Origin of the sequence: Enterobacter sp. MGH 37 (assembly GCF_000534515.1) — a bacterium.
Lineage (GTDB): Bacteria > Pseudomonadota > Gammaproteobacteria > Enterobacterales > Enterobacteriaceae > Enterobacter > Enterobacter kobei.
This window is the reverse complement of the sequence record NZ_KI973206.1, coordinates 2,140,749-2,151,230: the sequence shown is the minus strand read 5'-3', so window position 1 is coordinate 2,151,230 and position 10,482 is coordinate 2,140,749. Positions and strand designations below refer to the sequence as shown.

At 53.5% G+C, this 10,482-nt stretch carries 13 protein-coding genes; 8 read left to right on the top strand and 5 right to left on the bottom strand.

Annotated elements, in window-relative coordinates; genetic code table 11:
• Nucleotides 1-388: 388 nt before the first annotated feature.
• Nucleotides 389-955, bottom strand: coding sequence for a D-glycero-beta-D-manno-heptose 1,7-bisphosphate 7-phosphatase (gene gmhB, locus L383_RS01170; RefSeq protein ID WP_014882651.1), 567 nt, complete (start codon nt 953-955; stop codon nt 389-391).
• Between the two features lie 188 nt (nt 956-1,143).
• Here gmhB and metN point away from each other — a divergent pair, with 188 nt between their 5' ends.
• From metN to proS, 6 genes are all read left to right on the top strand, one after another.
• Nucleotides 1,144-2,175, top strand: coding sequence for a methionine ABC transporter ATP-binding protein MetN (gene metN, locus L383_RS01175; RefSeq protein ID WP_023332146.1), 1,032 nt, complete (start codon nt 1,144-1,146; stop codon nt 2,173-2,175).
• Entirely contained in the window at nt 2,168-2,821 is a 654-nt protein-coding gene (locus L383_RS01180) for a methionine ABC transporter permease MetI (protein WP_003856130.1), read from the top strand. Before metN ends, L383_RS01180 begins: the two co-directional genes overlap by 8 nt.
• 40 nt (nt 2,822-2,861) lie before the next feature.
• Entirely contained in the window at nt 2,862-3,677 is an 816-nt protein-coding gene (gene metQ / locus L383_RS01185) for a methionine ABC transporter substrate-binding lipoprotein MetQ (protein WP_014168729.1), read from the top strand.
• 106 nt (nt 3,678-3,783) lie between these two features.
• The gene (gene rcsF, locus L383_RS01190; RefSeq protein WP_023332145.1) at nt 3,784-4,188 is read left to right on the top strand and encodes an Rcs stress response system protein RcsF; all 405 of its coding nucleotides are present in this window, start codon (nt 3,784-3,786) and stop codon (nt 4,186-4,188) included.
• Nucleotides 4,185-4,892: a tRNA (N6-threonylcarbamoyladenosine(37)-N6)-methyltransferase TrmO gene (gene tsaA, locus L383_RS01195; protein ID WP_023332144.1), complete on the top strand. Its 708-nt coding sequence runs from the start codon at nt 4,185-4,187 to the stop codon at nt 4,890-4,892. Before rcsF ends, tsaA begins: the two co-directional genes overlap by 4 nt.
• Nucleotides 4,893-5,004: 112 nt before the next feature.
• On the top strand, nt 5,005-6,723 hold the full coding sequence (gene proS, locus L383_RS01200; protein WP_023332143.1) for a proline--tRNA ligase: 1,719 nt from the start codon (nt 5,005-5,007) through the stop codon (nt 6,721-6,723).
• 47 nt (nt 6,724-6,770) lie between these two features.
• Here proS and nlpE read toward each other — a convergent pair whose 3' ends face one another.
• The 3 genes from nlpE to L383_RS01215 are packed head-to-tail and all read right to left on the bottom strand — an operon-like array spanning nt 6,771 to nt 8,468.
• Complete coding sequence (gene nlpE, locus L383_RS01205) at nt 6,771-7,469, bottom strand: envelope stress response activation lipoprotein NlpE (RefSeq protein ID WP_023332142.1); 699 nt, start codon at nt 7,467-7,469, stop codon at nt 6,771-6,773.
• A 34-nt stretch (nt 7,470-7,503) separates the two neighbouring features.
• Entirely contained in the window at nt 7,504-7,926 is a 423-nt protein-coding gene (arfB, locus tag L383_RS01210) for an alternative ribosome rescue aminoacyl-tRNA hydrolase ArfB (protein ID WP_023332141.1), read from the bottom strand.
• On the bottom strand, nt 7,923-8,468 hold the full coding sequence (locus L383_RS01215) for a YaeQ family protein (RefSeq protein WP_023332140.1): 546 nt from the start codon (nt 8,466-8,468) through the stop codon (nt 7,923-7,925). Before L383_RS01215 ends, arfB begins: the two co-directional genes overlap by 4 nt.
• 195 nt (nt 8,469-8,663) lie before the next feature.
• Here L383_RS01215 and L383_RS01220 point away from each other — a divergent pair, with 195 nt between their 5' ends.
• Together L383_RS01220 and rof are read left to right on the top strand one after the other, a co-directional pair.
• Nucleotides 8,664-8,864, top strand: coding sequence for a YaeP family protein (locus L383_RS01220; protein ID WP_023332139.1), 201 nt, complete (start codon nt 8,664-8,666; stop codon nt 8,862-8,864).
• Entirely contained in the window at nt 8,851-9,111 is a 261-nt protein-coding gene (gene rof / locus L383_RS01225; protein ID WP_014882644.1) for a Rho-binding antiterminator, read from the top strand. Before L383_RS01220 ends, rof begins: the two co-directional genes overlap by 14 nt.
• 28 nt (nt 9,112-9,139) lie before the next feature.
• On the opposite strand, the gene tilS is transcribed toward rof, so the two are convergent.
• Entirely contained in the window at nt 9,140-10,429 is a 1,290-nt protein-coding gene (gene tilS, locus L383_RS01230; protein ID WP_032629736.1) for a tRNA lysidine(34) synthetase TilS, read from the bottom strand.
• Nucleotides 10,430-10,482: the final 53 nt, after the last annotated feature.

Sequence of the window (10,482 nt, the reverse complement as noted above, 5' to 3'; positions counted from 1 at the left end):
ATGATCAAACTCTTCAATTTAAGTTTGATGCTCGTGAATTAAACTTCGTAATGAATTACGTATGTTCACTCAGAGACTTGGTATTCATTTTTCGTCCGAGGACGTTAAGAATCCATGTCACTTTGAGTGCCCACACAGATTGTCTGATAAATTGTTAAAGAGCAGTGCAACGCGGCTTTCGCTCACCGTTGCGAGGTGGCGTATATTACGCTTTCCTCTTTCAGAGTCAACCCGTTATTTCAGGATTTTTTCTCTTCAACCGACCGGGCTGTCTGTGAAGTGATTCACATCTGCCGTGTCGATGGAGGCGCATTATAGGGAGCTGCCGAGGAATGACAAGTGGAAATATGCATTTTTATTTCGACCGCTCACCTTTTCACCAGAACGGCTATTTTTGGTGCTTTTTAATCTCTTTTGGCAGATCGGCCAGGCTATTAATCACCCAATCCGCGGCATTTTCAGCTTCTGGCGTAACAGGCTTACCCGTGCGCACTAATATTTTGGTCCCCACACCTGCAGCTGCAGCTGCCTGCATATCTTCCAGTTTATCGCCCACCATATAAGAAGCGGCCATATCGATGTGCAGAAACTCTTGCGCGGAGATAAACATTCCCGGATGCGGTTTACGGCAATCACAGGTCTGGCGATACGCTTCTACGGTTCCCTGAGGGTGGTGTGGGCAATAATAAATGCCATCAAGATCGACCCCGCGATCCGCCAGCGACCAGTCCATCCATTCTGTCAGCGTCTCGAATTGCGCTTCGGTGAATTTACCGCGCGCAATACCAGACTGGTTCGTTACGACCACCAGCGCGTAGCCCATCTCTTTCAGCTGGCGCATTGCCTCTATAACGCCTTCGATAAATTCGAACTCATCAATCTCATGGACATAACCGTGATCCACATTAATAGTGCCATCACGATCGAGAAAAATTGCGGGTACTGATTTTGCCACCGGTTTGCTCCTGAAAAAGGCCTGTTGAGCTAGTATCTCATGAAACGCAGCGCAATAAAGTGCTCATCGTACAGAGTTGGATTGATTTAGACGTCTGGATGCCTTAACATCCGTTTTGTTTACGGTCATCACCCGTATCTGGCAGAACAAAATGCCACGGCTAACTTACATACGATAAAAATAATCTAATGATTAAACTTTCCAATATCACCAAAGTGTTCCAGCAGGGGAACCGAACCATTCAGGCGCTGAACAATGTCAGCCTGCATGTTCCTGCTGGTCAAATTTATGGCGTCATTGGCGCATCGGGTGCAGGTAAAAGCACGCTGATCCGTTGTGTTAACCTGCTTGAGCGTCCAACCCAGGGTAACGTAGAAGTTGGCGGCCAGGAACTTACCGCTCTTTCAGAGAAAGAACTCACCAAAGCGCGTCGTCAGATTGGCATGATCTTCCAGCACTTCAACCTGCTGGCTTCTCGCACCGTTTTCGGCAACGTCGCCTTGCCGCTGGAGCTGGACAACACACCGAAAGAAGAAGTGAAGCGTCGCGTTACCGAACTGCTCGACCTCGTGGGTCTGGGTGACAAACATGACAGCTACCCGGCAAATCTGTCTGGTGGTCAAAAGCAGCGTGTGGCGATTGCCCGCGCACTGGCTAGCAATCCTAAGGTATTGCTGTGTGATGAAGCGACCAGCGCACTGGATCCGGCTACCACGCGTTCTATTCTGGAACTGCTGAAAGACATTAACCGTCGCCTCGGCCTGACGATCCTCCTTATTACGCACGAGATGGATGTGGTGAAACGCATCTGCGACTGCGTGGCGGTCATTAGCAACGGTGAACTGATTGAGCAGGATACCGTCAGCGAAGTGTTCTCCCATCCGAAGACCCCGCTGGCGCAGCAGTTCATTCAGTCCACTCTGCATCTGGATATTCCGGAAGATTATCTGGAGCGTTTGAAAACCGAACCTGCGGCAGACAGTGTCCCAATGCTGCGCATGGAGTTCACCGGTCAGTCCGTTGATGCCCCTCTGCTTTCCGAAACCGCGCGTCGCTTTAACGTGAACAACAACATTATCAGCGCCCAGATGGATTACGCCGGTGGCGTGAAGTTCGGCATCATGCTGACGGAAATGCACGGCACACAAGAAGAAACCCAGGCGGCAATCGCCTGGCTGCAAGAACACCACGTAAAAGTAGAGGTACTGGGTTATGTCTGAGCCGATGATGTGGCTGCTGGTTCGCGGCGTTTGGGAAACGCTGGCAATGACCTTCGTATCGGGTTTCTTTGGTTTTGTGATTGGCCTGCCGGTCGGCGTACTGCTGTATGTCACGCGTCCGGGTCAAATCATTGAGAACGCGAAGCTCTACCGTACGCTCTCTGCACTGGTTAACATCTTCCGTTCCATCCCGTTCATTATTCTGCTGGTGTGGATGATTCCATTTACCCGCGTGATCGTTGGTACGTCAATCGGTCTGCAGGCGGCCATTGTTCCGTTGACGGTCGGCGCTGCGCCGTTTATCGCCCGTATGGTGGAAAACGCCCTGCTGGAGATCCCGACGGGTTTGATCGAGGCCTCTCGTGCGATGGGCGCAACACCTATGCAGATCGTCCGCAAGGTACTGCTGCCTGAAGCACTGCCAGGCCTGGTGAACGCGGCCACGATTACGCTTATTACTCTGGTGGGGTATTCCGCGATGGGCGGTGCCGTAGGTGCCGGCGGTTTAGGCCAGATTGGCTACCAGTACGGCTATATTGGTTATAACGCTACCGTAATGAATACCGTTCTGGTATTGCTGGTTGTGCTGGTTTACTTAATCCAGTTCTCTGGCGATCGCATCGTCCGGGCTGTTACTCACAAATAACGTTACACACAACACAAACTCGACGAGTTAAGGATAAAACATGGCGTTTAAATTAAAGACCTTTGCAGCAGTAGGCGCGCTTATTGGCTCTCTGGCACTGGTGGGTTGCGGTCAGGACGAAAAAGATCCAAACCACATCAAAGTGGGCGTTATCGTTGGTGCAGAACAGCAGGTTGCTGAAGTTGCCCAGAAAGTGGCGAAAGAGAAATACGGCCTGGACGTTGAGCTGGTGACCTTCAACGATTACGTTCTGCCAAACGAAGCGCTGAGCAAAGGCGATATCGACGCTAACGCCTTCCAGCATAAGCCTTACCTGGATCAGCAGATCAAAGATCGTGGCTATAAGCTGGTAGGTGTCGGTAACACCTTCGTTTATCCGATTGCCGGTTACTCCAAGAAAATTAAATCACTGGACGAACTGCAGCCGGGCTCTCAGGTTGCGGTGCCTAACGACCCAACCAACCTCGGTCGTTCCCTGCTGCTGCTGCAGAAAGTGGGCCTGATCAAACTGAAAGACGGTGTTGGCCTGCTGCCAACCGTTCTGGATGTCACCGAGAACCCGAAAAATCTGAAAATTGTTGAGCTGGAAGCCCCACAGCTGCCACGTTCTCTGGACGATGCGCAGATTGCTCTGGCCGTTATCAACACCACTTACGCCAGCCAGATTGGCCTGACGCCAGCGAAAGACGGTATCTTCGTTGAAGATAAAGACTCCCCGTACGTTAACCTGATCGTGACTCGCGAAGACAACAAAGACGCGGAAAACGTGAAGAAGTTCGTACAGGCTTATCAGTCTGACGAAGTTTACCAGGAAGCCAACAAAGTGTTTAACGGCGGCGCGGTTAAAGGCTGGTAATCTCACCTCAGTGTAATATCATCAGGACGGGCTTATGCCCGTCTTGTCATTTGTGCAGTCAACTGATTCAATATCTGACGTTTTGATTATCCATTGAGGAATTATTATGCGTGCTTTACCGATCTGTCTTTTAGCACTCATGCTGAGCGGCTGTTCTATGCTAAGCAGATCTCCTGTTGAACCTGTTCAAAGCACGGCAACCCCGCCAAAAACAGAGCCTGCGAAACCGAAAGTGGTTCGCCCTGCGCCGGTTCGCATTATCACGAAACCTGACGAACTCGTCGGTAAACCGTTCCGTGAACTGGGTGAAGTAAGCGGTGAATCCTGTCAGGCAACCAATCAGGACTCTCCGCCGAATATCCCGACAGCGCGTAAACGCATGCAGATTAACGCTGCCAAAATGAAAGCCAACGCGGTTCTGCTGCACAGCTGTGAAGTCACCAGCGGCACGCCGGGCTGCTATCGTCAGGCGGTTTGCATCGGTTCTGCGCTGAACATTACGGCGAAATGAGTGCATTTCAGTTTGAGCAGATAGGCGTTATCCACTCTCCCTATAAAGAGAAGTTCGCCGTGCCTCGCCAGCCGGGTCTGGTGACCAGCGGCGGGGGCGAGCTTCATCTTCTGGCGCCTTACAACCAGGCCGATGCGGTACGCGGGCTTGAGGCATTTAGCCATTTATGGGTGGTATTTGTCTTTCATCAGACGATGGAAGGCGGCTGGCGACCAACCGTGCGCCCTCCTCGTCTGGGTGGAAATGCGCGAATGGGCGTATTTGCGACTCGCTCGACCTTCCGTCCAAACCCGATCGGGATGTCGTTGGTTGAACTGAAAGGCATACGTTGTCAGAAAGATCGGGTGATACTGGAATTAGGCAGTCTGGACCTGGTGGACGGCACGCCGGTTATCGACATCAAACCCTATTTGCCCTTCGCGGAAGCGCTCCCGGACGCGCGCGCAAGTTATGCTCAGGATGCACCGCAGGCGGATATGCCTGTCTCTTTTACCCCTGAGATCGCCTCGCAGCTTAGCCAGATGGAGAAGCGCTATCCTCGTTTGCGGAATTTTATCACCGAAGTGCTGGCACAGGACCCCCGTCCAGCCTACCGTAAAGAAGAGGAAGCAGGAAAAATATACGCCGTCTGGCTGCTGGATTTTAACGTGCGCTGGCGCGTCGCCGGGGCAGGTTTTGAAGTGTTTGCCCTTGAACCCAGGTAATTTTGTTCTCCTCTCTTTTGGCATCTTTGCCACACTGGTAAACTAAACCACTTTTTTTGTGTCAGGCTGGTGTTTCAGCCTGTTCCAATCGTCGAAATGGAACCGTAACAACATGCGTACTAGCCAATATCTGCTCTCCACTCTGAAGGAGACGCCTGCCGACGCCGAAGTGATCAGCCATCAGCTGATGCTGCGCGCCGGGATGATCCGCAAGCTGGCCTCCGGGTTATATACCTGGCTGCCGACCGGCGTGCGCGTCCTGAAAAAAGTCGAAAACATCGTGCGTGAAGAGATGAACAACGCCGGTGCTATCGAGGTGTCCATGCCGGTGGTTCAGCCCGCTGACCTGTGGCAGGAGAGCGGCCGTTGGGAACAATATGGCCCAGAGCTGCTGCGCTTCGTCGATCGCGGCGAGCGTCCATTCGTTCTCGGCCCAACGCATGAAGAGGTCATTACCGACCTGATCCGTAACGAGCTGAGCTCTTACAAACAGCTGCCGCTGAACTTCTTCCAGATTCAGACCAAGTTCCGTGATGAAGTTCGTCCTCGTTTCGGGGTGATGCGCTCCCGCGAATTCCTGATGAAAGATGCTTACTCTTTCCATACCTCTCAGGAATCGCTGCAAGAGACCTACGACAAAATGTACGAGGCATACAGCAAAATCTTCTCCCGCATGGGTCTGGATTTCCGCGCTGTGCAGGCTGATACCGGCTCTATCGGTGGTAGCGCATCCCATGAATTCCAGGTACTGGCGCAGAGCGGTGAAGACGATGTGATCTTCTCGGACTCTTCAGATTACGCCGCGAACATCGAATTTGCAGAAGCGCTGGCACCAAAAGAACCACGTGGCGCTGCAACGCAGGAGATGACGCTGGTTGATACGCCAAACGCGAAAACCATTGCTGAGCTGGTTGAGCAGTTCGGTCTGCCGATTGAAAAAACCGTCAAAACGCTGCTGGTGAAATCTACCGAAGGCAGCGCTTACCCGCTGGTTGCCCTGCTGGTGCGTGGCGATCACGAGCTGAACGAAGTGAAAGCAGAGAAGCTGCCGCAGGTCGCGAGCCCGCTGACGTTTGCAACAGAAGCGGAAATCCGTGCCGTGGTCAATGCAGGTCCTGGCTCTCTCGGCCCGGTTAATATGCCGGTTCCGGTTGTTATTGACCGCACTGTTGCTGCGATGAGCGACTTCTCCGCCGGCGCTAACATCGACGGTAAACATTACTTCGGTATTAACTGGGATCGCGACGTGGCGACGCCTGAAGTGGCAGACATCCGTAACGTGGTCGCAGGCGATCCAAGTCCGGACGGTCAGGGCACCCTGATGATTAAGCGCGGTATCGAAGTCGGTCACATCTTCCAGCTGGGTGACAAATACTCTCGCGCACTGAACGCCGCCGTTCAGGGTGAAGATGGCCGTAACCAGATCCTGACCATGGGCTGCTACGGTATCGGGGTCACTCGTGTGGTCGCGGCGGCCATTGAACAGAACTACGACGAACGCGGCATCGTCTGGCCGGACAATATCGCTCCGTTCCAGGTTGCGATTCTGCCAATGAACATGCATAAATCCTACCGTGTGCAGGAGCTGGCTGAGAAGCTGTACGCCGAGCTGCGTGCTCAAGGTATCGAAGTGCTGATGGATGACCGTAAAGAGCGTCCGGGCGTGATGTTCGCCGATATGGAACTGATTGGTATTCCACACACGGTGGTCATCGGTGACCGTAACCTCGACAGCGATGAGATCGAATACAAATACCGTCGTAGCGGCGAGAAACAGATGATCAAGACAGGCGATATTCTTGATTACCTGGTGAAAGCCATCAAAGGCTAAACAAAAAACCCCGCTCAGGCGGGGTTTTTTAATGGATAATCGTCAGCTTATTGACTGTTACAGTCTTTGCCTGTGATAAATTTCGCCTCTTTATCCACCACCAGCGTTTTCACGCTCTCTCCGCTATCCGGGTTTGGCTCCAGCGTAAAGTGACCATCTACGGTCAGCAATACCGGCTTGCTGTCATTGCCACGCGCCACGGCGTAATCACGTTCAAGCTGCGCATTGTTCGCCACGCTGACTTTCTTACCCGTTGCACAGTCGGTAAAGATCGCCGCATCCGCCATATAGAAATACATACCCCGCATTGGCATCGGCGTAGCAGGCAGAGCCGCTTTCACCGGCGCAAGCGTATAGTTGAACTGGGATTCAATCGGGTTGCCCTCGCGGTCGAGCATCTCCATCCCCTCACCTTTGGCGCGGAAATACGTTTTCTCACCCGTGGTATCTCTCAGGACCAGCTTTTCCGCCGTACGCGCCCAGGTTCCGTAGGTCGCAAACGAAGAGGGTTCTTTAGCGCCCTGATAACGCTGGTTCATAACCCAGGTGCCGTCTTTTTGCAGGAACAGGGACGTTTCGATGCCTTCACAGTCTGCACAAGGCAATACGCCGCGCCAGCTCTGCTGCATAGGCTTTAACGCTTCATTCTGCGAGGACTGCAAAACCTGCGTTTCAGAACGGTTGTTACACCCGAAAAGCGCAAACAGCGTACTCACTGCCAGCGCTGAAAATAATGCTTTTTTCACAATGAATTCCTTATGAAAAGTGTGTTCCCTTTCGTCACTCCATCGGGCGACGAACTTTACCGCGTAGTGCTTTCACTGTGGATTTTTGGGCTTTCGAGGACAACCGACGCTCTTTCGATGCGCGGGTTGGCCGCGTTGCCCGGCGGCTTTTTTGTACTGCTGTTAATTCTTTAATAACGGCCACCAGCCTGGCTATCGCCGCTTCCCGGTTTAACTCCTGGCTGCGGTACTCCTGGGCTTTAATCACAATCACACCTTCGCTGGTGATCAGATGATGGCTGGCAGCAAGCAGACTCTCTTTATAATACTCTGGCAGGCTTGATGCCCGAATGTCAAAACGCAAATGGATCGCCGTTGACGCCTTATTGACGTGCTGTCCACCCGCCCCCTGAGCACGGATGGCGGTGATCTCCAGCTCATTATCAAGGATGCTGACGTTTCGGGACAAAACAATCATGACGCAGGCTGCCAGGCCGTCAAATGAATTTCCAGATTATTCTGAGAATCAGAGAGCCAGATGGCGCCGTCCTGAATGGTTGCCTGCAGGGCCATCGTCCGGCCGGCAAACCCACTGAGCTGCGCCAGCTGTTCATCATCCAGATACCAGACGGTGAGATTTTTATACTGCGCACATTTATTCTTGTTTTGTTGCCACCAGATCTCCGCCGCGCGCTGGTTATAGGCGAATAACGCCACTTCAGCGGACTGGGTACAGGCCTTTTTAATCCGACGCTCGTCCGGCAGACCGAGCTCGATCCACAGGTCGATGCCCAGATGATCGTTTCGCAGCCAGGCTTCTGGCTCGTCCTCTGCGCTTAAGCCGCGGGTAAACTGCAGCCGCTCGTTGGCGTATTTAATCCACGCCAGCAGGCGCAGCATCATACGCTCCTGGGTTTCGGAGGGGTGGCGCGCCAGCGTCAGCGACGCATCCAGAAACTGGTTGCGATCAAGATCGGCCACATTGACCACTGCTTTATAAATTGTCGCTTTAAGCGCCATGAGAGAACTCCATTCGAATCAGGGGCACATTGTAGCGAAAACAGAGGCAAAAGGCTGTCACGCGGTGATAAATCACACCTGTCAAGGCGCTGATATTGCTTAAATGAGTATGGTATAGTCACCTTGCTAAACCGAGTTTATCTTCGTAGGCTTAATGATATCTCACAGTAAGTCAGTGCGCTGGCGGGAGGGGATGTGAATAATTATTGTGAGTTAATTCGCAAACGGTATGCGGAAATCGCCAGCGGAGCTCTGGGGTATGTCCCGGACGCGTTGGGCTGTGTATTGAAAGTGCTTAATGAAGTGGCCTCTGATGAGAGCCTTTCAGAGTCGGTCAGGGAAAAAGCAGCGTACGCTGCGGCGAATTTACTGGTGAGCGATTATGTCGATGAATGATACTTATCAACCCATCAATTGTGATGACTATGACAACCTCGAACTCGCCTGCCAGCATCATTTAATACTGACGCTGGAGCTAAAAGATGGCGAAGTATTGAAGGCAAAAGCCAGCGATCTGGTTTCACGTAAAAACGTGGAATATCTGGTTGTTGAAGACGGCAGTGCAACGCGTGAGCTACGTCTGGATAAAATAGCCAGCTTCAGCCACCCGCAAATCGGCACAGTCGTGGTGAGCGAATCCTGATGACACTTACGGGCAGCCTGGCTGCCCGTTACATTTTCTGCCAATCAAAACTGACCCCTTCTTCTGACCATCCCTCTTCCGTGATGAAAACCCCGGCAGCAGCCATCAACGTTTCACCGTAAAACAGCAGTGGCGTGGTATCACGTCGCCACGGCGGCACGCTGCACTCCTGCCATATCTTCTTAAGCTTCCGTCCCCCGTTGCGCCCGACAATATGCAGCAAACCACCAGCCTTGAAGCGTACGGTTACCGGCTCACCAGGCTTCGGCAGACGCACATGACCGGATGGGCTCAAAGAGACGCTCCCTGCATCACAAGGCAATATCAGCGGTACCTCTGGCGACGCCCAGTCGAGTACCACCTCAGTCAGTGAAGGCGTGGATTTGACCCGCCAGAGTTTGCCTTTATAGCGCCTGACCTCAAAACCATTCAGATACACGCAGGGGGAAGCATCTTCCCGCGCCTGCGCGACTTCGTCCCAGATCCGGCTCAGCATCGCCCGCGACGGCATCGCTGCACGATGAGTAGCCAGCCAGCGGCGTAACAGTGCGGCGCGGCGCACCGGGCTCATCGCCTCCAGGGGCGCTATCGCCAGTGCTCCGTCTTCAGAAATCAGGTCAGCCAGATCCGCACTCAACAGTTCATCCAGCAACAATTCCTGTTCAGCACACAGTATGGCGCTTCTCGCTGTCGCGTCGGCGAAATGCGGCCAGCGCTCGCTCAACAGCGGCAGGATGCGCAGGCGCAGGAAATTACGATCGTAACTGTCGTCCTGGTTACTCTCGTCTTCTATCCAGCTCAGCTGATATTCCCGCGCCCAGGCTTCCAGCGACGCCCGCGTCTCGCCCAGCAGCGGGCGCAGCAATTGCGTCCCGGCAAACTCAGATCGTGCAGGCATGGCGGACAGCCCCGCCGGTCCGCTTCCCCGCTTAAGCGCCAGCAAAAAAGTTTCGCACTGATCGTCCAGATGCTGAGCCGTGACCAGCGCTTCGCCAGGAAGTAATGCCGCGGAAAAAGCGGCATAGCGGGCTTTCCGCGCCTGTGCCTCGATGCCCTTCCCCTCATCAATGAGCGTGACGCGCTCAGCGATGAACGGGATCGCCCAGGCCGCACACAAGGCTTCACAGTGCGCCACCCACTCCTCAGCGTGAGGACTTAATCCATGATGGATGTGCATAGCCCGAAGCTGGACGTCAGGCTCCCGGTCGCGCCAGCGTTTCAGGCGATGGAGCAGAACGGTGGAATCCAGGCCACCGCTAAACCCCACCAGCAGCTGGCGGTACGGTGAAACAGCTTGTGCGATAGCGGGTAAGGTCATAGGAAATTACACATAAAAAATGCCCGAACTGAGCGGGCATTATCACACAGGAC

Bases quoted from the DNA above. Each gene is read 5' to 3' on its own strand.
- metN (WP_023332146.1), top strand. From the start codon at position 1,144: ATGATTAAACTTTCCAATATCACCAAAGTGTTCCAGCAGGGGAACCGA.
- L383_RS01180 (WP_003856130.1), top strand. From the start codon at position 2,168: ATGTCTGAGCCGATGATGTGGCTGCTGGTTCGCGGCGTTTGGGAAACG.
- metQ (WP_014168729.1), top strand. From the start codon at position 2,862: ATGGCGTTTAAATTAAAGACCTTTGCAGCAGTAGGCGCGCTTATTGGC.
- rcsF (WP_023332145.1), top strand. From the start codon at position 3,784: ATGCGTGCTTTACCGATCTGTCTTTTAGCACTCATGCTGAGCGGCTGT.
- tsaA (WP_023332144.1), top strand. From the start codon at position 4,185: ATGAGTGCATTTCAGTTTGAGCAGATAGGCGTTATCCACTCTCCCTAT.
- proS (WP_023332143.1), top strand. From the start codon at position 5,005: ATGCGTACTAGCCAATATCTGCTCTCCACTCTGAAGGAGACGCCTGCC.
- arfB (WP_023332141.1), bottom strand. From the start codon at position 7,926: ATGATTGTTTTGTCCCGAAACGTCAGCATCCTTGATAATGAGCTGGAG.
- L383_RS01215 (WP_023332140.1), bottom strand. From the start codon at position 8,468: ATGGCGCTTAAAGCGACAATTTATAAAGCAGTGGTCAATGTGGCCGAT.
- rof (WP_014882644.1), top strand. From the start codon at position 8,851: ATGTCGATGAATGATACTTATCAACCCATCAATTGTGATGACTATGAC.
- tilS (WP_032629736.1), bottom strand. From the start codon at position 10,429: ATGACCTTACCCGCTATCGCACAAGCTGTTTCACCGTACCGCCAGCTG.